This is a genomic window from Microvirga soli, from assembly GCF_016734765.1.
GTDB lineage: Bacteria > Pseudomonadota > Alphaproteobacteria > Rhizobiales > Beijerinckiaceae > Microvirga > Microvirga soli.
In genome coordinates this window covers 39,223-62,381 of record NZ_JAERQE010000002.1, presented here as the reverse complement: position 1 = coordinate 62,381, position 23,159 = coordinate 39,223, and the positions used below count along the sequence as shown (strand labels likewise).

At 64.6% G+C, this 23,159-nt stretch carries 20 protein-coding genes; 1 reads left to right on the top strand and 19 read right to left on the bottom strand.

The genetic code is table 11. From position 1 onward, the window contains the following. Window positions 1-88: 88 nt before the first annotated feature. From JKL45_RS02105 to JKL45_RS02065, 9 genes are all read right to left on the bottom strand, one after another. On the bottom strand, window positions 89-637 hold the full coding sequence (locus JKL45_RS02105; protein WP_201859459.1) for a 2'-5' RNA ligase family protein: 549 nt from the start codon (window positions 635-637) through the stop codon (window positions 89-91). Window positions 638-696: 59 nt separating this feature from the next. Next, complete coding sequence (locus JKL45_RS02100; protein WP_201859458.1) at window positions 697-1,098, bottom strand: F0F1 ATP synthase subunit epsilon; 402 nt, start codon at window positions 1,096-1,098, stop codon at window positions 697-699. Between the two features lie 112 nt (window positions 1,099-1,210). Then, window positions 1,211-2,653, bottom strand: a complete 1,443-nt coding sequence (gene atpD, locus JKL45_RS02095) for a F0F1 ATP synthase subunit beta (RefSeq protein WP_152710002.1) — start codon at window positions 2,651-2,653, stop codon at window positions 1,211-1,213. Between the two features lie 23 nt (window positions 2,654-2,676). Next, window positions 2,677-3,549, bottom strand: a complete 873-nt coding sequence (locus JKL45_RS02090; RefSeq protein ID WP_201859457.1) for a F0F1 ATP synthase subunit gamma — start codon at window positions 3,547-3,549, stop codon at window positions 2,677-2,679. A 70-nt stretch (window positions 3,550-3,619) separates the two neighbouring features. Next, window positions 3,620-5,149 carry a F0F1 ATP synthase subunit alpha gene (atpA, locus tag JKL45_RS02085; protein WP_201859456.1) on the bottom strand — a complete coding sequence of 510 codons (1,530 nt, stop codon included), beginning with the start codon at window positions 5,147-5,149 and terminating at the stop codon, window positions 3,620-3,622. Further along, window positions 5,149-5,721, bottom strand: coding sequence for a F0F1 ATP synthase subunit delta (locus JKL45_RS02080; RefSeq protein WP_201859455.1), 573 nt, complete (start codon window positions 5,719-5,721; stop codon window positions 5,149-5,151). The genes atpA and JKL45_RS02080 overlap by 1 nt, the downstream gene beginning before the upstream one ends. A 209-nt stretch (window positions 5,722-5,930) precedes the next feature. Further along, window positions 5,931-6,491: a histidine phosphatase family protein gene (locus JKL45_RS02075; protein WP_201859454.1), complete on the bottom strand. Its 561-nt coding sequence runs from the start codon at window positions 6,489-6,491 to the stop codon at window positions 5,931-5,933. Between the two features lie 31 nt (window positions 6,492-6,522). Further along, the gene (locus tag JKL45_RS02070) at window positions 6,523-8,685 is read right to left on the bottom strand and encodes a primosomal protein N' (RefSeq protein WP_201859453.1); all 2,163 of its coding nucleotides are present in this window, start codon (window positions 8,683-8,685) and stop codon (window positions 6,523-6,525) included. A 39-nt stretch (window positions 8,686-8,724) separates the two neighbouring features. Next, a complete protein-coding gene (locus JKL45_RS02065) occupies window positions 8,725-9,345 on the bottom strand; it encodes a class I SAM-dependent methyltransferase (protein ID WP_312896898.1) in 621 nt (206 codons plus the stop codon). Window positions 9,346-9,502: 157 nt separating this feature from the next. Here JKL45_RS02065 and JKL45_RS02060 point away from each other — a divergent pair, with 157 nt between their 5' ends. Continuing rightward, window positions 9,503-10,408 carry a tyrosine recombinase XerC gene (locus tag JKL45_RS02060; RefSeq protein WP_210345652.1) on the top strand — a complete coding sequence of 302 codons (906 nt, stop codon included), beginning with the start codon at window positions 9,503-9,505 and terminating at the stop codon, window positions 10,406-10,408. Window positions 10,409-10,671: 263 nt separating this feature from the next. On the opposite strand, the gene JKL45_RS02055 is transcribed toward JKL45_RS02060, so the two are convergent. From JKL45_RS02055 to JKL45_RS02010, 10 genes are all read right to left on the bottom strand, one after another. Then, a complete protein-coding gene (locus JKL45_RS02055) occupies window positions 10,672-11,298 on the bottom strand; it encodes a thymidine kinase (protein ID WP_201859451.1) in 627 nt (208 codons plus the stop codon). 9 nt (window positions 11,299-11,307) lie between these two features. Then, window positions 11,308-12,705, bottom strand: coding sequence for a dihydrolipoyl dehydrogenase (gene lpdA, locus JKL45_RS02050; RefSeq protein ID WP_201859450.1), 1,398 nt, complete (start codon window positions 12,703-12,705; stop codon window positions 11,308-11,310). A gap of 120 nt (window positions 12,706-12,825) precedes the next feature. Beyond that, on the bottom strand, window positions 12,826-14,058 hold the full coding sequence (gene odhB, locus JKL45_RS02045; protein WP_201859449.1) for a 2-oxoglutarate dehydrogenase complex dihydrolipoyllysine-residue succinyltransferase: 1,233 nt from the start codon (window positions 14,056-14,058) through the stop codon (window positions 12,826-12,828). 69 nt (window positions 14,059-14,127) lie between these two features. After that, entirely contained in the window at window positions 14,128-17,088 is a 2,961-nt protein-coding gene (locus tag JKL45_RS02040; RefSeq protein WP_201859448.1) for a 2-oxoglutarate dehydrogenase E1 component, read from the bottom strand. Window positions 17,089-17,149: 61 nt separating this feature from the next. Further along, the gene (sucD, locus tag JKL45_RS02035; RefSeq protein ID WP_201859447.1) at window positions 17,150-18,037 is read right to left on the bottom strand and encodes a succinate--CoA ligase subunit alpha; all 888 of its coding nucleotides are present in this window, start codon (window positions 18,035-18,037) and stop codon (window positions 17,150-17,152) included. Between the two features lie 11 nt (window positions 18,038-18,048). Next, entirely contained in the window at window positions 18,049-19,248 is a 1,200-nt protein-coding gene (sucC, locus tag JKL45_RS02030; RefSeq protein ID WP_201859446.1) for an ADP-forming succinate--CoA ligase subunit beta, read from the bottom strand. 73 nt (window positions 19,249-19,321) lie between these two features. Further along, the gene (mdh, locus tag JKL45_RS02025; protein WP_201859445.1) at window positions 19,322-20,284 is read right to left on the bottom strand and encodes a malate dehydrogenase; all 963 of its coding nucleotides are present in this window, start codon (window positions 20,282-20,284) and stop codon (window positions 19,322-19,324) included. Window positions 20,285-20,518: 234 nt separating this feature from the next. Then, complete coding sequence (locus JKL45_RS02020; RefSeq protein WP_201859444.1) at window positions 20,519-21,148, bottom strand: TetR/AcrR family transcriptional regulator; 630 nt, start codon at window positions 21,146-21,148, stop codon at window positions 20,519-20,521. After that, on the bottom strand, window positions 21,145-22,344 hold the full coding sequence (gene zapE / locus JKL45_RS02015; RefSeq protein WP_201859443.1) for a cell division protein ZapE: 1,200 nt from the start codon (window positions 22,342-22,344) through the stop codon (window positions 21,145-21,147). Before zapE ends, JKL45_RS02020 begins: the two co-directional genes overlap by 4 nt. Window positions 22,345-22,545: 201 nt before the next feature. Beyond that, window positions 22,546-23,139, bottom strand: a complete 594-nt coding sequence (locus JKL45_RS02010; RefSeq protein ID WP_201859442.1) for an AprI/Inh family metalloprotease inhibitor — start codon at window positions 23,137-23,139, stop codon at window positions 22,546-22,548. Between the last annotated feature and the right edge of the window lie 20 nt (window positions 23,140-23,159).

Genomic DNA, 23,159 nt, shown 5'->3' with positions numbered 1-23,159 from the left:
GGTGAGGGAAGACCAGTGCCAGCGGTAGTGCTGCGGGTGACGTGCTGCCGTAGAGATGATCGAGCCTGGCTGGTCAACCGCCATGCCCTCACCCCTGCCCCTCTCCGAAACGAGAGAGGGAAGAGGGCGCTTTGAATCCGAAGGTCCTGACCATCTCCCATGGCCCACCGCGATACCACCACAGGTCCAGCGCCACACCTCTGGCTAGAAACGGCTGAAAGCTTTCGCTCAGATCCTCCAGCAGAGCTCTCGCCTGTGCCGGATCGACCTTGTTCTGCACGGTGACATGAGGGTTGTGGTTCTGCCGGTCCTGGGGCTTGAGCCAGTCATTCCATTTCAGCGCGAGATCACGGCGCATTTCTGACAAAGCAGGAGACCTCAGTGTATAGGCGACGCCTCGTCCAAGAGAGCGCGGGCCTGTCACGTCGATGGCAAACGGCTGCTGTTCGGAGGCGTAAACCTCGATATCTCGTTGAATAACCGGAAGATGCTCGCCTGGCAGATGATGGAACAGCGTGAGATGGGCCGGAATGAAGTTCCGCTCGCGAGGAAAGTAGCGCCGCCGCTGCTCATCGAAGAATGCGAAGGAGCGCTCGTCGAGGCGGAGCGTGAGGATGAGAGGCGCTGTCGTATCCATGGAAAAAGAAAAACCCGGCTCGGGGCCGGGTTGTTTCAGGTCTCAAGCTGTAAATCGCTTTAGAAGTTCAGCGCCGCCTTGGCTTCACGCAGCTGCGCGACCGCCGATTCGGCGGCATGCTTGGTGGCCGGGTCGTTGCTGGCATCATAGGCCATTTCAGCCTGGAGGATCTCGTGATCGAGGATCTCCTGCGTCAGTTCCTCGGCCGGAAGCGCCCGCTCGGCCAGAACCGTGAGGCCGTTCTGGTTGACGTCGGCGAAGCCGCCGCGCACCAGAACCCGCCGTCCGTTGCCGGGAGTGCTGGTGATGACGAGGAACCCGGTCTTGAGGGCGGTCATCACCGGCGAGTGGCCGGCCAGAACCGTCATGTCGCCTTCGGTGGCCGGCAGTACCACGGCGTCGACATCGCCGGAGAACAGCACGCGCTCAGGAGAGACGAGTTCGAAGTTGAAGGTAGCCATCTATCTGAGCTCCTCGTCATCCCAATCACGATCGGGAGTCGTTTGGGAGATACGCTTAAACGCGTCATCCCGGAGCGTGCTGACACGGCTCCGGGATGACGCGAGACTCGAATTAAGCAGCTTCGGCGGCGAGGCGCTGGGCCTTCTCGACAGCTTCTTCGATGCTGCCGACCATATAGAAGGCAGCCTCGGGCAGGTGGTCGTACTGGCCTTCCACGAGGCCCTTGAAGCCCTTGATGGTGTCTTCGAGAGCCACCAGCTTGCCCGGCGAGCCGGTGAAGACTTCGGCCACGAAGAACGGCTGAGACAGGAAGCGCTCGATCTTGCGGGCGCGGGCCACGGTCAGCTTGTCCTCTTCCGAGAGCTCGTCCATGCCCAGGATCGCGATGATGTCCTGAAGCGACTTGTAGCGCTGCAGGATCTGCTGGACCGAGCGCGCCACGTTGTAGTGCTCCTCACCGAGGATCGCGGCGGAGAGCATGCGCGAGGTCGAGTCGAGCGGGTCCACGGCCGGGTAGATGCCCTTCTCGGCGATCGAACGCGACAGCACGGTCGTGGCGTCGAGGTGGGCGAACGATGCGGCAGGAGCCGGGTCGGTCAAGTCGTCGGCGGGCACGTAGATGGCCTGCACCGAGGTAATCGAACCCTTGTTGGTGGTGGTGATGCGCTCCTGCAGCATGCCCATGTCGGTGGCCAGCGTCGGCTGGTAGCCCACCGCCGAAGGAATACGGCCGAGAAGCGCCGACACCTCGGAGCCTGCCTGGGTAAAGCGGAAGATGTTGTCCACGAAGAACAGCACGTCCTGGCCCTGGTCGCGGAAGTTCTCGGCGACCGTCAGACCGGTGAGAGCGACGCGGGCACGGGCGCCCGGGGGCTCGTTCATCTGGCCGTAGACGAGCGCGCATTTGGAGCCTTCGCCGCCGCCATGCTTGTTCACGCCCGACTCGATCATCTCGTGATAGAGGTCGTTGCCCTCGCGGGTGCGCTCACCGACGCCGGCGAACACGGAGTAGCCGCCGTGTGCCTTCGCGACGTTGTTGATGAGCTCCATGATGAGCACGGTCTTGCCGACGCCTGCGCCACCGAACAGGCCGATCTTACCGCCTTTGGCGTAGGGAGCGAGCAGGTCGACGACCTTGATGCCGGTGACGAGGATCTGAGCCTCGGTGGCCTGCTCGGCATAGCTCGGAGCGGGCTGGTGGATGGCGCGGACGCCTTCCGACGGGATCGGGCCGGCTTCGTCCACCGGCTCGCCGATGACGTTCATGATGCGGCCAAGCGTTCCGGCGCCGACCGGCACCGAGATCGGCGCGCCGGTGTCGGTAACCGGCTGGCCGCGCACGAGACCCTCGGAGGTGTCCATGGCGATGCAGCGGACCGTGCTCTCGCCGAGCTGCTGAGCGACTTCGAGCACCAGGCGGTTACCGCCGTTGGTGGTCTCGAGAGCGTTCAGGATCTCCGGCAGATGGCCTTCGAACTGCACGTCGACGACGGCGCCGATGACCTGGGTGATGTGACCGGTTGCAATGCCCGGGGTAGTGGCGGTGTTGGCCATAGGTGGCTCCTCTCGGATGCTGGTCAGAGCGCCTCGGCGCCCGAAATGATTTCGATCAGTTCCTTGGTGATCATCGCCTGACGCGACCGATTGTAGGTCATCGTCTGCTTCTTGATCATCTCGCCCGCGTTGCGGGTCGCATTGTCCATGGCGCTCATGCGGGCGCCCTGTTCGGAGGCGGCGTTCTCAAGCAGCGCGCGGAAGATCTGCACGGTGAGGTTTCGCGGCAGGAGCGTCGTCAAGATCTCGCCTTCCTCGGGCTCGTAATCGTAGACCGCGTCGGACGAGCCGGTGCTGGCTTCGATCTGGGCCGGGATGATCTGCTGCGCCGTCGGGATCTGGGCGATCACCGAGCGGAAGCGCGAGTAGAACAAGGTCGCCACGTCGAACTCGCCGGCCTCGAAGCGTGCGAGCACCTTCTGGGCGATCATGTCGCCCTGCTCGAAGCCGAGCTGGCGCACGGAGCGCAGGTCGATGAGCTCGATGATCTGTTCGGCGAACTGGCGACGCAGGATGTCGTAGCCCTTCTTGCCGACGCAGATGATCTTGACCGTCTTGCCATCCGCCATCAGGCGATTGGCGTGGTCGCGGGCGAGACGCGCGATCGACGAGTTGAACGCACCGCAGAGACCGCGCTCCGCGGTGCAGACGATCAGCAGGTGAACGCGGTCGGAACCGGTGCCAGCGAGCAGACGCGGCGTCTCGGGCCCGACGGTGATGCCGGACGCGAGGTTGCCGAGCACCGCGGACATGCGCTCCGCATAGGGACGCGCGGCTTCCGCCGCGGTCTGCGCGCGGCGCAGCTTCGCGGCGGCCACCATCTGCATGGCCTTGGTGATCTTCTGCGTCGCCTTGACCGAGGCGATGCGGTTACGAAGGTCTTTTAAGCTCGGCATCGAGCGGCCCTACCCTCTCCGGAAATCCGGCTGGATCTTACGAGAACGCAAGTCTTTACGAAAAAGACCTTTACGAGAAAGACTTGGCGTAGCTCTGGACAACGTCCTTGAGCTTCGCTTCCGAGTCGCTCGACAGGTCCTTCGAAGCGCGGATGGCTTCAAGGAGATCGGTGTGCTTGCCACGCAGGAGCGAGAGCAGACCATCCTCGAAGGCGCGCACCCGGTTGAGGGGCAGGGCGTCGAGGTAGCCGTTCACGCCGGCGTAGATCACGGCGACCTGCTCTTCCATCTTCAGCGGCGAGAACTGCGGCTGCTTCAGGAGCTCGGTTAGACGCGAACCGCGGTTCAGCAGGCGCTGCGTCGTGGCGTCGAGATCGGAGCCGAACTGGGCGAAGGCCGCCATTTCGCGGTACTGGGCCAGCTCGCCCTTGATCTTGCCCGCGACCTTCTTCATCGCCTTCGTCTGGGCCGAGGAGCCCACGCGCGACACCGAGAGGCCGACGTTCACCGCCGGGCGGATGCCCTGGTAGAACAGGTCCGTCTCAAGGAAGATCTGGCCGTCGGTGATCGAGATCACGTTGGTCGGGATATAGGCCGACACGTCGTTGGCCTGCGTCTCGATGACCGGCAGAGCGGTGAGCGAACCCGAGCCGTTGTCCTCGTTGAGCTTCGCGGCGCGCTCGAGCAGACGCGAGTGCAGGTAGAACACGTCGCCTGGATAGGCCTCGCGGCCCGGAGGACGGCGGAGCAGGAGCGACATCTGGCGGTAGGCGACGGCCTGCTTGGACAGGTCGTCATAGGTGATCACGGCATGCATGCCGTTGTCGCGGAAATACTCGCCCATGGCGCAGCCGGCGAAAGGCGCCAGGAACTGCATCGGGGCCGGATCGGAAGCGGTGGCCGCAACGATGATGGAGTATTCCAGAGCGCCGTTCTCTTCGAGAACCTTCACGAACTGGGCAACCGTCGAGCGCTTCTGACCGATGGCGACATAGACGCAGTAGAGCTTCTGGCTCTCGTCGTTGCCCTGGTTCAGCGGCTTCTGGTTGAGGATGGTGTCGAGGGCGATGGCGGTCTTGCCGGTCTGGCGATCGCCGATGATCAGCTCGCGCTGGCCGCGGCCGACCGGGATCAAGGCATCGATGGACTTGAGGCCCGTCGCCATCGGCTCATGCACGGACTTGCGCGGGATGATGCCGGGAGCCTTCACGTCCACGCGGCGGCGCTCGGTGGCCACGATCGGGCCCTTGCCGTCGATGGGGTTGCCGAGCGCGTCGACGACGCGGCCGAGCAGGCCCTTGCCGACCGGCACGTCCACGATGGCGCCCGTGCGCTTCACGGTCTGGCCTTCGGCGATCTCACGGTCGGAGCCGAACACCACGATGCCGACATTGTCGGTCTCGAGGTTGAGGGCCATGCCCTGCACGCCCGACTCGAACTGCACCATTTCACCGGCCTGGACATTGTCGAGGCCGTAGCAACGGGCAATGCCGTCGCCGACGGACAGAACCTGTCCGACTTCGGTGACTTCAGCTTCGGTGCCGAAGTTCTTGATCTGCTCTTTGAGGATCGCGGAGATCTCAGCGGCTCGAATGTCCATCAGTGGACCTCTTTCATCGCTAGACGAATGGAATTGAGTTTGGTGCGCACCGAGGCATCCACCATGCGGGAGCCCATCTTCACGATGAGACCGCCGATGAGGCTCGGGTCGATTTTGACGTCGACAGCAACGTCAGCCTTGGCGACGTCGCGCAGCGCCGCCTTGATTTCGTTGAGAACGGTGTCCGACGGCGCCTCCGCCAGAGTGACCTGCGCCCGAACGATGCCCTTCGCGTCGGACACGAGGTCCTGATAGGCGCGGATCATGTCCGGCAGAGCAAAGAGCCGACGCTTGGTCGCCACGAGACGGATGAAATTGCCCGCAAGGCCCGAAATGCCGGCCTTGTCGAGAATGGCTCCGATCGCGTTCGACTGCTCTTCAGCCGTGAAAATGGGGTTCCGGATCAGGCGCTGCAGGTCTTCGCTGCCGCGGATCAGCTGGTCGAAGCGAGCGAGATCGCCAGCCACAGCGTCCACCGCCTTCGCTTCGCGGGCGAGTTCGAACAGCGCCGAAGCATAGCGCAACGCTACGCCCGACAGGAGGGGTCCTTCTTGGGAACCGCTTTGCGCCACGTAACCATCTCTCTCGTGTCATAACGGGCCTCGGACCGGAAAGGCCTGCAAACGCGGCATCCGGGAGACCCGTCAGGTGTGGAAATGAGCCCGGGACGGGAGCCTTCTCCGCCCGTCAGGCGAGGGTGCACTAGCATGGGTTTTTCTGAGGCGCAAGGCGAGCTGAGCCCTGTTCGGACCGGAAAAACCGGGCACCGCTCGAGGCGGGCCTAAAGTTCCAGGGCGGCGACTTCGCAATTTGTGAGGAAGCGCCCGACGAGCCTGCTGAAAAAAGTGCCGTGGCCCACGACCGCGATCATCGTCTCGGGCCTTTCCGCCAGCCAGGCGCGGAACCGCTCGACCCGCTCCTCGAACACATGGGCCGGCTCATAGACAAAGCCCCGCTCGTTCACCTCGCCCTCGTTGTGCCACCAGACCTCGTCCAGGTGGCCGAAATGCAGGTGCGGGAAGTCCTGAGACAGATGGGAGACGGCGCGGCCTACGTCGCAGCTGCTCTCCAGATGCTCCCGGTGGAGGCATTCCACCAGGATCGAGGGGGACGCAGGGTGATCGCCGAACAGCCCCATAGTGGTCTGGATCGCCCGGGTCAGAGGCGAGGTCACGACAAGTTCATAGCGATGCTCGCGCAGCTCCGGCGCCCGCTCGGCCACCTGCTGCCGGCCAAGCTCCGTCAGGGGCGCATCGAAATGCCCTGGATCGACGCCGTACTCGACCCAATGGGCGTTGAAGGTGGATTGGCCGTGGCGGATGCAATGGACGATCTTGGGCATGGTACCTGTCTTAACAAGAAACTCTGTTCGGTCACAGAAAACTCTGCGGATCCACATCGATGGAGACCCGCGTATTCCCACGGATCTTGGGGCAGCGGGCCATCCAGCCGCGCAGATAACTCTGGAGATCCACCTCCCGTTCGGTCTTGACCAGAAGCCGGAAGCGGTAGCGGCCACGAATGAGGGCAAGCGGCGCCTCGGCGGGGCCCAGCACGGTAACGCCGGGCGGGGGCTCCGCTACCAGCGCCATGGCGCGGGCATGGGCCTCCGCCACCTCGCGCTCGGCCGCCGAGACGATGAGGGAGGCCAAGCGCCCGAAGGGCGGCAGGCCCGCCATTTCCCGCACCCGGGTCTCCTCCTCGTAGAAGCGCTCGGCATCGCCCGAGATCAGAGCGGCGATCACCGGATGGTCAGGCTGCCAAGTCTGGACCAGGGCACGGCCCGGCTTCTCGCCGCGCCCGGCGCGGCCCGTCACCTGCTGCAGCATCTGGAAGGTGCGCTCGGCGGCGCGGGGATCGCCCGAGGTGAGGCCGATATCGGCATCGAGCACGCCCACCAAGGTCATGAGCGGGAAATTGTGCCCCTTGGCCACGAGCTGGGTGCCGATGACGATGTCGAACTCGCCCGCCGCGATGGCGGCCAGCTCCGTCCGCAGCCGCTCCGTCCCGCCGGGAAAGTCGCTGGAGAGCACGATGCAGCGCTTGTCGGGAAACAGCGCCGCCACCTCCTCGGCGATCCGCTCGACGCCAGGACCGCAGGGCACCAGCGAATCGACGCTGCCGCATTCGACGCAGGCCTGAGGCGTGCGCTCCACATGGCCGCAATGGTGGCACACAAGGGAGCGCCGGAACCGGTGCTCCACCAACCAGGAGGAGCAGTTCGGGCACTCATAACGGTGGGCGCAGGACCGGCAGAGGGTGAGCGGGGCATAGCCGCGCCGGTTGAGGAACAGAAGCGCCTGCTCGCCGCGGGCCACAGTGTCTTCCACGGACATCACCAGGGTCGGCGAGAGCCAGCGGCCCTTCGGAATCGCTTCCTTGCGCAGGTCCACGGCGCGGATCTGCGGCATGGAGCGACCACCGAAGCGCTCAGGGAGGCGCACATGACGGTAGCGCCCGCGCTCCACATTGACCCGGCTCTCGATGGAGGGTGTGGCTGAGGCCAGGATGACGGTGGCATTCTCGATCTTGCCGCGGACCACGGCCATGTCGCGGGCATGGTAATGCACCCCGTCGTCCTGCTTGTAGGCGGTCTCGTGCTCCTCATCGACCACGATCAGGCCGAGATCGGCGTAAGGCAGGAACAGGGCCGAGCGGGCGCCGGCCACCACCTTCACCTCGCCAGACGCGATGGCCGCATAAAGCCGCTCGCGCCGTCGGCCCGTGACCCCGGAATGCCAAGTGGCGGGCTTCACGCCGAAACGGGCGGCGAACCGATCGAGAAACTGGGCGGTGAGCGCGATTTCCGGCATAAGGATCAGGGCCTGCCGGCCTGTGCGCACGGCCTCGGCCACCGCCTCGAAATAGACCTCCGTCTTGCCGGATCCTGTGACGCCCTCCAGCAGGATCACAGGCGGATGCTCCTCGCGCATGGCGGCCACGAGATTCGCTGCCGCCTCGCCTTGTCCGTCCGAGAGAGCAGTGTCGCCGAAGGCGGGGTCGGGCATTTCAGCCACGGGCTCGGCCAGCAGGGTCACGGTCTCGAGAGCCCCTTCGTCGATCAGGCCGTTAATGACCCCGGCGCTGACGCCGGCCGCCTGGGCGAGCTCGCTTTTGAGCCGCACGGCGCCGTCCTGGGCGATCTCGACCACCTTCTGCCGTGCGGGCGTCATGCGCTTCGGAAGGGCGCCCACCAGCCTCACCCCGACGCGGGCGACCTCCTGCCGGTCGGCATCGGGAACTTTAAGTCCCATGGCGAGCGCCGAGCCCTTGGGAGCGAGCGTGTACCAGGCAATCCAGTCCAGGAACTTGCGCATCTTCGCCGACAGATTTGGCGCGTCGATGATTCCGGTCACCTTCTTGAGGTTGCCGCCTTGGCCTTCCCGCAAACCCCAGACGACGCCCACCACCTCGCGGTTGGCGAGCGGCACCTGCACCACGTCGCCCTCCTCGACCCCGAGGCCGTCTGGCACGGCATAGGAATAGGCCGTGTCCAGCGCCAGCGGGATGAGGACATCGGCAATCTTGGCAACCATCAGGGGGCGGGGAAGAAAATCGACATCATGGCTGACAGCTTAGACCCGATTTTCCTTCTCGAAAGCAAGCATGCTCCAGCTCACATCCCTGCGGCCAAGCATATCGGCAAATTCGTGTTGACGAAGGAGCGTAAGGCCGAGGGACTGCGCCTGCGATACAAGCGGATCGATGGGCACCTCGAACATTCTTCGCCCAGTGGGCACCGGCCCTTTACGGACGGTCATGAAGACACGGCCCGAAGAAGCGAGAAGTCCCGCCACCTGCGGCAGGGCACGGGCGCGATCGCTCTCATCGAGATGCATCCAGACGGCCGTCATCAGGATGAGATCGAAGCGTTCGCCGCTGGCATGGACCTGCGCCAGATCCGGCAGAGAATCGTCGACCCAGACGATATTTGCATCGGGATGAAGACGCTGCGCATGCGAGCGCAGCTCGGCGGTCGGCTCAACCGCATGAACCTGAAAGTCCCGTTGGGCCAGGGCAGCCGCATCTCGGCCCGTGCCGGCGCCGACGTCAAGGGCCTTCCCTCCAGTCGGCAGAAGCTCAAGAAGCGGACGGTAAAGCTCATCGAAGACAACGCTCTCATACGAATCAACAAGGCTGCCAGCCTGTGCGCTGTATCCCTCTGTTCCCGGAACGACGTTCCTGTTCTGGCTCACACGACTCATCCCTAGTGTTCTGTGAGCCCCAATAACCCTTCAACTTCACCTTTTGGCAAGGTCGTGAACAGATAGTCGGATAGTGGCTGACGCAAAGACTCCATCCTCAATCCTCAACCTCGTGCTCCCCGGTGCAGACGACACCCGCCGGGAGGCGATGGTGTGGCTTGCGTCGCTGGCCAAAGAGCGGCGACTCTCGGCCAAGACCGTCGAGGCTTATACCCGAGACCTGCGCCAGTTCCTGGCCTTTCTGACGAACCATCTCGGCGAGCCGCCGAACGTGAAGGGCATCCTGGGCCTGAAGCCTCTCGACATCCGCGCATTCCTGGCCGCCCGGCGCATGGATTCGGTGGGCAGCCGCTCGCTCATGCGCCAGCTTGCGGCGCTTCGCTCCTTCGCCCGGCATCTGGAGCGGGAGGGCCACGGCACCGCCTCGGCCTTTGCGGCGATCCGCACGCCCAAGGTGGAGAAGAACCTGCCGCGCCCCCTCTCCGCTTCATCTGCGGTGGCCGTGACGGAGGCGCAGACGCGGGCGTCCGAGAACCGCAAGCCCTGGATCCTGGCGCGGGATGCTGCCGTGCTGTCGCTGCTCTATGGGGCGGGCCTGCGTATTTCCGAAGCGCTCGGCCTGCAACGCCGGGACGCGCCCGTGAACGGGCTCGACGCCATCACGGTCACCGGCAAAGGGGCTAAGATGCGCAGCGTGCCGGTGATTCCGCCGATTCAGCGGGCCGTGGAGGAATATCTGGCGCTCTGCCCCTATGCGATCCCGCCTGAGGGGCCGCTCTTCGTCGGCGCACGCGGCGGACCGCTCTCGCCCCGGATCATTCAGCTTGCTGTGGAAGAGCTGCGCGGCGCCTTAGGCCTCCCCGACAGCGCCACGCCGCATGCGCTCCGCCATTCCTTCGCCACGCACTTGCTCGCCAAGGGCGGTGACCTGCGCGGCATCCAGGAGCTTTTAGGCCACGCCTCGCTCTCGACCACGCAACTCTACACGAAAGTGGATGCAGCCCGCCTGATGGACGCGTTCAATGCGGCGCATCCGAGGGCGAGGGTGAAATAGCTCTTGAGTGTCATTCCGGACGCGCTGCAAGCGATCCGGGATCGTATGCAGAACCGGACACTGGAACCTCAACACTGTCATCCCCGCGCAGGCGGGGATCCATAAACACGACGTTTTAAGAAGGGCGAACAGCGTCACGCCACACTCTACACCGTCAGCGGTTATGAATCCCGGGCTCCCCTACGCGGCCCCGGGATGACAGTGCTAGCTGGTTTACGCGATCCCGGATCTTCGCTCCGCTCCGTCCGGGATGACGATGGTGGCTATTCTGCCGCCACGACTGTTTCGGCCAGCAGCTGCCGCGCGGCGGGGCCGATATCGCCCGCCGTCCAATGCGGGCGGCAGACGGAGACGTAACGGCCTTCGCCGCCGATCTCGACCACCTCGCCGGAGCGCACGGCTTCGCCGTTGCGGTCGTATTTCAGGATCATCGTGGCCTTGCGGCCGCAATGGCAGAGCTGCTTGATTTCCTGGAAATCCTGCGCCAGCGCCATCATGGCGATGATCGCGTCGCTGAACAGCGTGCCGTAGACGTTGTTCTTCAGGCCGTAGGCCATGACGGGCACGTTCAGCTCGTCGACGATCCAGGCGAGCTGGCGGACCTGATCGGCGGTCATGAACTGGACCTCGTCGATCAGCACCACCGTGACGGGCTTCTTGGCATGCTCGGCCGCCACGGTGGCCGCGATATCGTCGCTCTTGCGCAAGGGAATCGCATCGGCCTCAAGGCCGATGCGCGACTTCACCTTGCCGACGCCGAACCGGTCGTCGATCAGGCTGGTGAACAGCAGCACGTTGCCGCCATTCTCGATGTAATTGTAACGAACCTGCAGGAGATGGGTCGTCTTGCCTGCATTCATCACCGAGTAGATGAAGTGGAGCTTTGCCATGAATCCATATTACATGTGAATGGCGCGCTTCTCCACCGCCAACGCGGCTTCCTTCACAGCCTCCGCAAGGGTCGGATGCGCATGGCAGGTGCGGGCCATGTCCTCGCTTGATGCCCCGAACTCCATGGCGATCGCCGCCTCGTGGATGAGGTTGCCGGCTTCAGCGCCGACGATGTGCACGCCGAGCACTTTGTCGGTCGCGGCATCGGCCAGGATCTTCACGAAGCCGTCCGTCGTGCGGTTCACCTTGGCGCGGCCATTGGCCGTGAAGGGGAACTTGCCCGTGTTGTAGGCGACACCTGCGGCCTTCAGTTCCTCTTCGGTCTTGCCCACGGAGGCGACCTCGGGGAACGTGTAGACCACGCTCGGGATCACGTCGTAGTTCACGTGGCCCGCCTTGCCGGCGATGATCTCGGCCACGGCCACACCCTCATCCTCGGCCTTGTGAGCGAGCATGGGGCCGGCGATCACGTCGCCGATGGCATAGATGCCGGTGACGTTGGTGGAGAAATGCGCGTCGGTCTGGATGCGGCCGCGGTTGTCGAGCTGGACGCCCACCTTGTCGAGACCGAGCCCCTGCGTATAGGGCACGCGACCGACGGCCACGAGCACCACATCGGCTTGAAGCGTCTCAGGCGATCCGCCGGCGGCTGGCTCGACGGTGAGCGTCGCGCCGTTGCCGGTCCGCTCGACCTTGGTCACCTTGGCGCCGAGCTTGAACGCAAAACCCTGCTTGCTGAGGATGCGCTGGAAGTTCTTGGCCACCTCGCCATCCATGCCGGGCAGGATGCGGTCGAGATATTCCACGACCGTCACCTCGGAACCGAGGCGGCACCACACGGAGCCGAGCTCCAAGCCGATCACGCCGGCGCCGATCACCACGAGGCGCTTCGGCACGGTCTCCAGATCGAGCGCGCCGGTGGAGGACACCACCACCTTCTCGTCGATCTCGATGCCCGGCAGGCGGGTCACGTCGGAGCCGGTGGCGATGACGATGTTCTTCGTCTCGAGGATCTGGTTCGAGCCGTCCTCGGCCGTCACCTCGACCTGGCCGGCAGCCGCGATGCGCGCGGTGCCGATGAAAGCATCGATCTTGTTCTTCTTGAGCAGGAACTCGACGCCCTTGGTGTTGCCGTCGACGCCTTCCTGCTTGAACTCGAGCATCTTCTTGAGATCGAGAGTCGGGGCGCTCACGCCGATACCCATGTCGGCGAAATGCTGCGAATCATGGAACATGTGCGAGGCATGCAGCAGGGCCTTGGACGGAATGCACCCCACATTGAGGCAGGTGCCGCCATGGGTCTTGCGCTTTTCCACCACGGCCGTCTTGAGGCCGAGCTGCGCGGCGCGAATGGCGGCCACGTAGCCGCCGGGGCCGGTGCCGATGACGATGACATCGTAGGACATTGATTTACCCTCGCTTCGTCATCACCGGCCTTGTGCCGGTGATCCCGATACGGTGAAGCGTATTGCCTCTCCGATCGAGATGGCCGGCACAGGGCCGGCCATGACAGGAATGTTGAAAACTTACAGGTCGAGCACGAGGCGCGCCGGATCCTCTAGGGCTTCCTTGACCCTCACGAGGAAGGTCACGGCTTCCTTGCCGTCGACGATGCGGTGATCGTAGGAGAGCGCGAGATACATCATCGGGCGCACGACCACTTGGCCGTTGCGCACCACCGGACGGTCCTCGATGCGGTGCATGCCGAGAATGCCCGATTGCGGCGCGTTGAGGATCGGTGTCGACATGAGCGATCCGTAGATGCCGCCGTTGGTGATGGTGAAGGTGCCGCCCTGCATCTCGTCGATGGAGAGCTTGCCGTCACGGGCGCGCTTGCCGAAATCGGCGATCTTCTTCTCGATGCCGGCGACGGAGAGATCGTCCGCGTCGCGCACCACAGGCACCACGAGGCCTTTCTCGGTGCCGACCGCGATGCCGATGTGATAGTAGTTCTTGTAGACGAGATCCTGGCCGTCGATCTCGGCGTTGACCGCCGGCACGTCCCTGAGGGCCTGAATCACCGCCTTGGTGAAGAAGCCCATGAAGCCGAGCTTGGTGCCGTGCTTCTTCTCGAACACGTCCTTGTACTGGCTGCGCATGTTCATCACTGCGCTCATGTCCACGTCGTTGAACGTGGTGAGCATGGCGGCAGAGTTCTGGGCATCCTTGAGGCGGCGCGCGATGGTCTGGCGCAGCTTCGTCATCTTCACACGTTCTTCGCGCTCTGCGTCGCTCGGTGCGGAAGGCGCACGCACCTGAACCGGGGCGCTCGGCGCGGCAGCCTGGGCGCCGCCCGTGGCAATGGCCGCGAGCATGTCGCCCTTGGTCACGCGACCATCCTTACCGGTGCCACCGACATTGACCGGGCTCACGCCGCTCTCTGCAGCAAGACGAGCCACGGCCGGGCCGTGATCCTGGGCGGCGCCGGGAGCGGCGGCAACTGGTGCAGGCGCTGCAGCGGGAGCCGGAGCAGCCTTGGAGGCTTCAGCCTTCGGAGCAGCAGCAGGAGCCGCCGCCGCGCCGCCGTCGACGATGGAGCCGAGCACCGCACCGGGGCTCACCGTCTCGCCGTCCTTGGCGATGATGTCGCCCAGCGTGCCGCTCGTGGGCGCGTTGACCTCGAGGGTGACCTTGTCAGTCTCCAGCTCGAGCACGGGCTCATCGGCCTTCACGGGATCGCCGGGCTTCTTGAACCAGCGGCCGATGGTGGCCTCTGATACGGATTCGCCAAGGGTGGGTACGCGGATTTCGGTTGCCATGATCGTCTTCGGGTCTTTGCGGAGCCGGTTGCCCAGCCCCTCGGAATCGGATGAGTGCTCCCGCGGGCTTTAAGCCGCGAAAGCCTCGTCGAGGAAGGCCTGCAGCTGGGCCTGATGCTTGGACATGAGGCCGGTGGCGGTGGCAGCAGAAGCGGGGCGGCCTACATAGCGGGGACGATCCACCTTGGAGCCGGCCGTCTTGAGCACCCACTCGAGGTAGGGCTCTACGAACATCCAGGAGCCCATGTTCTTGGGCTCTTCCTGGCACCACACCACGTCGGCCTTCTTGAAGCGGGCGATCTCGGCCGCGAGCGACTTCGCCGGGAACGGGTAGAGCTGCTCGACGCGCAGCAGATAGACATCGTCGATGCCCCGCTTCTCGCGCTCCTCGAGCAGGTCGTAATAGACCTTGCCCGTGCAGATCACCACGCGCCGGATCTTGTCGTCCTTCACCAGCTTGGTAACGTCGCGCCCGGTCTGAGCATCGTCCTGCAGCACCCGGTGGAAATACGTTCCCTCCGAGATGTCCGAGAGGGCCGACGTGCAGCGCTTGTGGCGCAGCAGCGACTTCGGCGTCATCAGGATCAGCGGCTTGCGGAAGTCGCGCTTCAGCTGCCGGCGCAGGACGTGGAAGTAGTTCGACGGCGTGGAGCAGTAGCTCACCTGCATGTTGTCCTCGGCGCACATCTGGAGGAAGCGCTCGAGACGGGCGGAGGAGTGCTCCGGGCCCTGGCCCTCATAGCCGTGCGGCAGCAAGCAGACGAGGCCCGACATGCGCAGCCACTTGCGCTCGCCCGACGACACGAACTGGTCGAACACCACCTGCGCGCCATTGGCGAAGTCGCCGAACTGGCCTTCCCACAGGGTCAGGGCATTCGGCTCGGAGAGCGTGTAGCCGTACTCGAAGCCGAGCACCGCCTCTTCCGAGAGCATCGAGTTGATGACCTCGTAGCGGCCCTGATTCTCGCTGATGTGGTTGAGGTTGGTGTAGCGCTCCTCGTTCTCCTGGTCGGTGAGAACCGAGTGGCGCTGCGAGAAGGTGCCGCGCTCCACGTCCTGGCCGGAGAGGCGCACGCGGTGGCCCTCCAACAGGAGCGAGCCGAAGGCAAGCGCCTCGGCCATGGCCCAGTCGAAGCCCTCGCCCGTTTCCAGCATCTTCTTGCGGTTGTCGAGGAAGCGCTGGATCGTGCGGTGGAGGTGGAAGCCCTCCGGAATGGTGGTCAGCGCCCGGCCGATCTGCTGCAGGGTCTCGGTCGACACGCCGGTCTGCCCGCGGCGCGGATCGTCCTGATCCTCGCGCACGGCCTTGAGTCCCGACCAGCGTCCATCGAGCCAGTCGGCCTTGTTGGGCTTGTAGTTCGACGCGATGTCGAACTCGGCGTCGAGCTTCGAGCGCCAGGTCGACTTCATCTCCTCGAGCTCGGCCTCGGTGATGACGCCCTCAGCAAGGAGCTTCTTGGAATAGAGCTCCACGATGGCCGGATGCGACCGGATCTTGCGGTACATGAGCGGCTGTGTGAAGGCCGGCTCGTCGCCCTCGTTGTGGCCGAAGCGACGGTAGCAGAACATGTCGATGACGACAGGCTTCTGGAACTTCTGCCGGTACTCGGTCGCGACCTTGGCGGCGAAGACCACCGCCTCCGGATCGTCGCCGTTCACGTGGAAGATCGGCGCCTCGACCATCTTCGCCACGTCCGAAGGATAGGGCGAGGAGCGCGAGAAGCGCGGATCGGTGGTGAAGCCGATCTGGTTGTTGATGATGAACGAGATCCAACCGCCGGTGCGGTGACCGCGAAGCCCCGACAGCCCGAAGCATTCCGCCACCACGCCCTGGCCGGCGAAGGCCGCGTCGCCGTGGATGAGGAGAGGCATCACCGCCGTGCGGTTGTCGGGCGTGCAGCCGTGCTGATCCTGCTTGGCCCGCACCTTGCCGAGCACCACGGGATTGACGATTTCCAGGTGCGACGGGTTGGCGGTGAGCGACAGGTGGACGTTGTTGCTGTCGAAGGTGCGGTCCGACGAGGCGCCGAGATGGTACTTCACGTCGCCCGAGCCTTCCACGTCGTCGGGCGCGAACGAGCCGCCCTTGAACTCGTGGAACAGCGCCCGGTGCGGCTTGCCCATCACTTGCGTCAGCACGTTGAGGCGGCCGCGATGGGCCATGCCGAGCACAATCTCCTTCACGCCGAGATTGCCGCCGCGCTTGATGATCTGCTCGAGCGCCGGAATGAGCGACTCGCCGCCGTCCAGGCCGAAGCGCTTGGTGCCTGTGTAGCGGACATCCAGGAACTTCTCGAAGCCTTCCGCCTCGACGAGCTTGTTGAGGATGGCGCGCTTGCCTTCCTTGGTGAAGGTAATCTCCTTGTCGGGCCCCTCGATGCGCTCCTGGATCCAGGCCTTCTCGACCGGATCGGAGATGTGCATGAATTCGACGCCGAGCGTCTGGCAATAGGTGCGGTCCAGGATCGCGACGATCTCGCGGATCGTGCCGAACTCAAGGCCGAGCACGTTGTCGAGGAAGATCTTGCGGTCCCAGTCGGCTTCCGTGAAGCCGTAATGGGATGGGTGCAGTTCCTGATCGTTCGGAGGGGGGTTGATGTTGAGCGGATCGAGCTTGGCGTGCAGGTGGCCGCGCACGCGATAGGCGCGGATCAGCATGATGGCGCGCACGGAATCGCGGGTCGCCTGCTGCACGTCGGCTTGGCTGATCTCGGCGCCCTTCGTTTGCGCCTTCGCCTTGATCTTGTCGCCGACGGCCTTCTCGACCTGAGCCCAGTTGCCGTCGAGCGCCGAGACGAGATCGCCATTGGCGTGGATCGGCCAGTTCGCCTTCTCCCAGGACGGGCCCTTGGCGGCTTTCTCAACAGCCTGCTTGTCGTCCTTCAACGCGCCGAAGAAGGCCTGCCACTCGGCGTCGACCGAGGAAGGATCCTGCTCGTAGCGGGCGTGAAGATCCTCGATATAGGGTGCGTTCGCCCCATAGAGGAAGGCCGTATTGAGAAGCTTTTCGTTGGCGTCTTGGCGTGCCATGACAATACTCGATTGAAAAAATGACTGTGGGCCGCCCCGGGTTCGAGGCGGCCTTTATCGGTTACTTGCCCTTAAGAACCTCGACGAGGGTCTTGCCGAGGCGGGCCGGCGACGGCGACACGCGGATGCCCGCAGCCTCCATGGCGGCGATCTTGTCTTCCGCACCGCCCTTGCCGCCGGAGATGATGGCGCCGGCATGGCCCATGCGGCGTCCGGGAGGCGCCGTGCGGCCGGCGATGAAGCCGACCATCGGCTTCTTGCGGCCCTTCTTGGCCTCGCGGGCGATGAAGTCGGCCGCTTCTTCCTCGGCCGAACCGCCGATCTCGCCGATCATGACGATCGACTCGGTCTTCGGGTCGGAGAGGAACATGTCGAGCATCTCGATGAACTCGGTGCCCTTCACCGGGTCGCCGCCGATGCCGACCGCGGTGGTCTGGCCAAGGCCCTCATTGGTGGTCTGGAACACGGCCTCGTAGGTGAGCGTGCCGGAGCGCGACACGATGCCGACGGAACCCGGCTTGAAGATGTTGGCCGGCATGATGCCGATCTTCGACTCGCCTGCGGTGACGATGCCGGGGCAGTTCGGGCCGATGAGGCGCGACTTGGAGCCTTGGAGCGAGCGCTTCACGCGCACCATGTCCTGCACCGGAATACCTTCCGTGATGCAGACGATGAGCGGGATCTCGGCCTGAATGGCCTCGCAGATGGCGTCAGCCGCACCCGGCGGCGGAACGTAGACGACGGAGGCGTCGGCCCCGGTCTTCTCGCGCGCTTCCATGACCGTGTCGAACACGGGCAGGCCGAGATGGGTGGAGCCGCCTTTGCCCGGCGAGGTGCCGCCGACCATCTTGGTGCCGTAGGCGATGGCCTGCTCGGAATGGAAGGTCCCGTTCTTGCCGGTGAAGCCCTGGCAGATGACCTTGGTGTCTTTGGTGATGAGGATGGACATCGGGTCGAACCTTACTTTCCGCCGCGCACGGCGTTCACGATCTTCTGGGCGGCGTCGTCGAGGTCGTCCGCCGGGATCACGTTGAGGCCGGACTCGCGGATGATCTGCTTGCCCTCTTCCACGTTGGTGCCCTCGAGGCGCACCACCAGCGGAACCTGCAGGCCGACCGTCTTCACCGCCGCGATCACGCCGCGGGCAATGACGTCGCACTTCATGATGCCGCCGAAGATGTTGACCAGGATGCCCTTCACGTTCGGATCGGCCGTGATGATCTTGAACGCCGCCGTCACCTTCTCTTCCGAGGCGCCGCCGCCGACATCGAGGAAGTTCGCCGGCTCCTCGCCGTAGAGCTTGATGATGTCGAGCGTCGCCATGGCAAGGCCCGCGCCGTTGACCATGCAGCCGATGGTGCCGTCCAGCGCGATGTAGGCGAGGTCGTACTTGGAGGCCTCGATTTCCTTCTCGTCTTCTTCCGTGATGTCGCGCAGCTGCACCACGTCAGGGTGACGGTAGAGGGCGTTGCCGTCGAAGGAGATCTTGGCATCGAGGCACTTCAGGTGCCCGTCCTTGGTGACGATGAGCGGGTTGATCTCCAGCATCTCCATATCCTTCGCGATGAAGGCCCGGTAGAGCTTTGCAACCACGTCCTCGGCTTCCTTGGCGAGCGGGCCGGTCAGGCCGAGTGCCTTGGCGACGGTGCGGCCGTGATGGGGCATCACGCCGGTCGCCGGATCGACCGAGAAGGTGAGGATCTTCTCAGGGGTGTCGTGAGCGACCTGCTCGATATCCATGCCGCCTTCGGTGGAGACGACGAAGGCCACGCGGCCGGTCTCGCGGTCGACGAGCATGGAGAGGTAGAACTCCTTCTCGATGTCGGAGCCGTCCTCGATGTAGAGGCGGTTGACCTGCTTGCCGGCCTCACCCGTTTGGATCGTGACCAGCGTCTTGCCCAACATCTGCTGGGCGAACTGCTTCACCTCGTCCACGGACTTGGCGAGGCGCACGCCGCCCTTTTCGCCGGCATCCGCTTCCTTGAACTTGCCTTTGCCGCGGCCGCCGGCATGGATCTGGGACTTCACGACCCAGAGCGGACCGCCGAGTTCCTTTGCTGCAGCCTCAGCCTCGTCGGCGGAAAAGATGGCCCGGCCGTTGGAGACGGGCAGACCGAACTCCTTCAGGACCGCTTTGCCTTGATACTCATGGATGTTCATTCGTTTCTCTCCGCGTCGGCGGTTGAAGACGTGGATGGCCGGAACAAAAGCCCGGCCATGACGCAAAATTGTTTTAAGCGAGAGCCGGGTTGATCTGCTTGCAGGCGTCGACGAGACCCTGCACGGACGCCACCGACTTCTCGAACATGGCCTTCTCCTCGCCGGAGAACTCGACCTCGACGATGCGCTCGACGCCGTTCTCGCCGATCACGATCGGAACTCCCACGAACATGTCCTTCACGCCATATTGGCCATTGAGATAGGCCGCGCAGGGCAGGACGCGCTTCTTGTCCTTGAGGTAGCTCTCGGCCATGGCAATGGCGGAAGCGGCCGGCGCGTAGAAGGCGGAACCGGTCTTGAGCAGATTGACGATCTCGCCGCCGCCTTTCCGGGTGCGCTCGACCATGGCGTCGAGCTTCTCCTGGGAAGTCCAGCCCATCTTCACGAGGTCGGTTAGCGGTACGCCGGCGACCGTGGAGTAGCGCACCAGCGGCACCATGTCGTCGCCGTGACCGCCGAGCACGAAGGCGGTCACGTCCTCGACCGAGACATTGAACTCCTCAGCCAGGAAGTGGCGGAAGCGGGCCGAGTCCAGCACGCCGGCCATGCCGACGATCTTCTCAGGAGCCAGGCCGGAGAACTTCTGGAGCGCCCACACCATGGCGTCGAGCGGGTTGGTGATGCAGATGACGAAGGCGTTCGGGGCATATTGCTTGATGCCGCCGCCGACCGCTTCCATGACCTTCAGGTTGATGCCGATCAGGTCGTCGCGGCTCATGCCGGGCTTGCGCGGCACGCCGGCGGTCACGATGATCACGTCGGCGCCGGCGATATCGGCGTAGTCGTTCGCGCCCTTGTACTTGGCGTCGAACCCGTCGACCGGCGCGGATTCCGCAATGTCGAGACCTTTGCCCTGGGGGATGCCTTCCGCGATGTCGAAGAGAATGACGTCGCCGAGTTCCTTCAAGCCTACGAGATGGGCGAGCGTACCGCCGATCTGGCCTGCACCGATGAGCGCGATCTTTTTCCGGGCCATAGTGTGTCCTTGGGTTTGCCTTGGATTGTTGGCATGAGCCTTTGCGAGGTGGCGCTGTATGACATCAGAAATGGGCAGCCATCAAGCGATCAAAAGGTTAACAGGCCAGGCTTTGAGACCCCGGAAAAGTGTTCTCAAGCTTAACAATCAGGAAATACTTCGTGTTTACAAGAGCTTGCTGAGGTAAGCCTGCCGGAATTTTCCTGTTACAATTTTCGAAATTTGTAACTGACCCTAGACGCTGCCGTTCGCCAGGGCCCTCAGCACCACCCGGATCATGGTGGCGAGACGCTGGTCGAGGATGTCCTGCGGCACCTCCGCGTCCAGGCGAACCGTCAGCGGGTTGATGAAGCGATAGACCGCATCGCTGATGAAGGCATGGGCTTTCTCCCGATCCCGTGGGTCGAACTTGCTCGTGACGATCCCCTCGTCCAGAACCCGCTCAATCAGCTGGCGCATGCGGGCTCGGTGCTTGCGCACGAGAGGACGCGAGGTCTCGGTGGCCGTGCAATAGACGTCGAAGAGGTGACCGTCTTCCTTCAGGAGATCCCGGTGGATCCTTGCCCAGGCCTGGATCAGGCGCTCGAGCTTGTCGTCGGCCGGATCGGGGGAGTCCGCGATGTCGGCAATCGTCGCCTCCATCCGCCGCAGCCATTGGCCGGCAACCGCGTCGATGAGGGCGGCCTTGTTGGTGAAGTAGCGGTAGACGTTGGCATGGGTCATGCCGGCCGCATCGGCAATGCCCACCACGGTGACGTGCCTGGGGCCGAACTCCTTGAGCTGGTCGGCGGCAATAGCAAGCAGCCGGGTGTCGGCCGGAGCGGTCTCCGCCCCCTTCCCCAGGCTGCCGGCCGGCCGCTTCATGTCTCGGCAAGTCCCGCCGAACCGCCTGAGGCCTCGGAATCCGAGCGGCCGTGCGGCAGGGACAGGTATTCCTCGGAGCGCATTTCGATGAGGCGCGACACTGTGCGGTCGAACTCGAACGCCTCGCGGCCGGAATCCGCATGATAGAGTTCAGGCACCTCGGCCTGCGCCGAAGCCAGAAGCTTCACATGGGCATCGTAGAGAGCATCGATGAGCATGATGAAGCGCTTAGCCTCGTTGCGCCGCTCCAAGCTCATCGTGGGGATGTTCTCCAGGATGACCGTGTGGAACTCCTCGGCGACAGCCAAGTAATCGGCGGCCCCCAGGGGTTTGGAGCAGAGATCCTCGAAGGAGAAGCGCGCCACGCCGCCCGCGGCCTGGGGCACCTCCACCGGGTGGCCCTTCACGGTCAGGGTCACTGGCTTACCCTGCTCCCGGCCCGTAAGGCTCCTGAAGGCGCGGGTGAGCGCCACGTGGGATTGCTCGTCGGCCGGCGTGTAGAAGACCGGGCTGCCGGCGAGCTTTTCGAGCCGGAAATCGGTGCGGGACTCGAGCTTCACCACGGCCATCCGCTCCTGCAGGAGCCCGATGAAGGGCAGGAAGAGCGAACGGTTGAGGCCGCCCTCGTAGAGCCGGTCCGGTTCGACGTTGGAGGTCGCCACCACCACGACCCCATGGGCGAAGAGCGCCGTGAACAGGCGCCCGAGGATCATGGCGTCGGCGATGTCGGTGACGGTGAACTCGTCGAAGCAAAGCACCCAGGCCTCGTTCGCGAGCGCCTCAGCCACAGGCGCAATGGGATCGTCGCCCGAGACCTCACCCGCCTTCAGTTTCTGCCGGTAGGCGTGGATGCGCTCGTGCACGTCCGACAGGAAGGCGTGGAAATGGACTCGGCGCTTGCGTCGCACGGGCAGAGCCTCGAAGAACAGGTCCATGAGCATGGTCTTGCCGCGCCCGACCGAACCCCAGACATAGAGCCCCTTGGGCGGCGCGTGGTCCTTGCTCTTCTTGCCGAAGAGCCAGCCCAGCGCGCTGGGCTTGCGGGCGAGGCGATGATTGGCGAGGCTTTCCGCCAACGCCTCCAGCCTTTTCAGCAGCGCAACCTGCGCCGGATCGCGCTCGATGGCGCCGGACGTGACCAGGGCGTTGTAGCGGGCCGTGATGGAGCGGGGCGAGGAGAAGGAGGTGTCGTTCACGGGATGATCGATAGCGCTCCAGGGCGTTGAGCGCAAACGCCTTCAAGCCAATCGTTTTAAAAGACAGCCTATTCCGTCATCCCCGGACTTGTTCCGGGGTCCACGTCTTCAAGCTTCTAAAACGTGGATGGCCGGGACAAGCCCGGCCATGACGGTGGAGACTCATTCGCTGAAGGTCAGCGGGTCCTTGCTACCTGTTCGTTACCGCGAGAGCGACAGCGGAGCACCCGACTTGGCCAGCACACCGCTCAGCGACCCGGACGAGCCGCGCAGGCGCGCCGCCACGGCACCCCCGGTCTGGTAGAGATAGACCTCACCGTCGCGATAATCCCAGGCATTGACCCGGGACAGGTCCTGGTTGGAGCAGCCTGAGGCCGAGGCGCGGTAGAGGTCGAGCGCTGGTGAGCTGGAGAGCTGGATGCGGCAGCTGCCGCCGGATGTCTGGGCGCTCCAGCTGCCGACCATCGCGGTGCGGCTTGTCGGCGCTGAAGCGGCGGCGGGCGCAGGGGCCGGTCCGCCAATGGTCGGAGGCGGCGGAGCGGGGGGCAAGCCGGCGATGTCTGTGCCTCCGGCCGGGGGAGCCATGGGATCGGAGGCGAGCGGCGCGCCGGCGACCGGGGGCAGGGGCGTCGCCTCGACAGGGCCGGACGGCACAGCCTCGACCGGCGGTGCATCGACAATGGGAGCGGCATTCGCGCTGCGCACCGGCGGCCCGCCGAGACGGGTCGAGGAGCATGCGCCAAGGGCGAGAGCGGAGCACATCACGGCCGTCGCGAGCCAATGGTAAGTCTTCATCCTGGTCCTCTCATGCGAGG

Coding starts and splice junctions, on each gene's coding strand:
- JKL45_RS02100 (WP_201859458.1), bottom strand. CDS start 1,098: ATGGCTACCTTCAACTTCGAACTCGTCTCTCCTGAGCGCGTGCTGTTC.
- sucC (WP_201859446.1), bottom strand. CDS start 19,248: ATGAACATCCATGAGTATCAAGGCAAAGCGGTCCTGAAGGAGTTCGGT.
- JKL45_RS02010 (WP_201859442.1), bottom strand. CDS start 23,139: ATGAAGACTTACCATTGGCTCGCGACGGCCGTGATGTGCTCCGCTCTC.
- JKL45_RS02105 (WP_201859459.1), bottom strand. CDS start 637: ATGGATACGACAGCGCCTCTCATCCTCACGCTCCGCCTCGACGAGCGC.
- atpA (WP_201859456.1), bottom strand. CDS start 5,149: ATGGACATTCGAGCCGCTGAGATCTCCGCGATCCTCAAAGAGCAGATC.
- atpD (WP_152710002.1), bottom strand. CDS start 2,653: ATGGCCAACACCGCCACTACCCCGGGCATTGCAACCGGTCACATCACC.
- JKL45_RS02075 (WP_201859454.1), bottom strand. CDS start 6,491: ATGCCCAAGATCGTCCATTGCATCCGCCACGGCCAATCCACCTTCAAC.
- lpdA (WP_201859450.1), bottom strand. CDS start 12,705: ATGTCCTACGATGTCATCGTCATCGGCACCGGCCCCGGCGGCTACGTG.
- JKL45_RS02070 (WP_201859453.1), bottom strand. CDS start 8,685: ATGGTTGCCAAGATTGCCGATGTCCTCATCCCGCTGGCGCTGGACACG.
- mdh (WP_201859445.1), bottom strand. CDS start 20,284: ATGGCCCGGAAAAAGATCGCGCTCATCGGTGCAGGCCAGATCGGCGGT.
- odhB (WP_201859449.1), bottom strand. CDS start 14,058: ATGGCAACCGAAATCCGCGTACCCACCCTTGGCGAATCCGTATCAGAG.
- JKL45_RS02090 (WP_201859457.1), bottom strand. CDS start 3,549: ATGCCGAGCTTAAAAGACCTTCGTAACCGCATCGCCTCGGTCAAGGCG.
- JKL45_RS02040 (WP_201859448.1), bottom strand. CDS start 17,088: ATGGCACGCCAAGACGCCAACGAAAAGCTTCTCAATACGGCCTTCCTC.
- JKL45_RS02020 (WP_201859444.1), bottom strand. CDS start 21,148: ATGAAGCGGCCGGCCGGCAGCCTGGGGAAGGGGGCGGAGACCGCTCCG.
- JKL45_RS02060 (WP_210345652.1), top strand. CDS start 9,503: ATGGTGTGGCTTGCGTCGCTGGCCAAAGAGCGGCGACTCTCGGCCAAG.
- sucD (WP_201859447.1), bottom strand. CDS start 18,037: ATGTCCATCCTCATCACCAAAGACACCAAGGTCATCTGCCAGGGCTTC.
- JKL45_RS02055 (WP_201859451.1), bottom strand. CDS start 11,298: ATGGCAAAGCTCCACTTCATCTACTCGGTGATGAATGCAGGCAAGACG.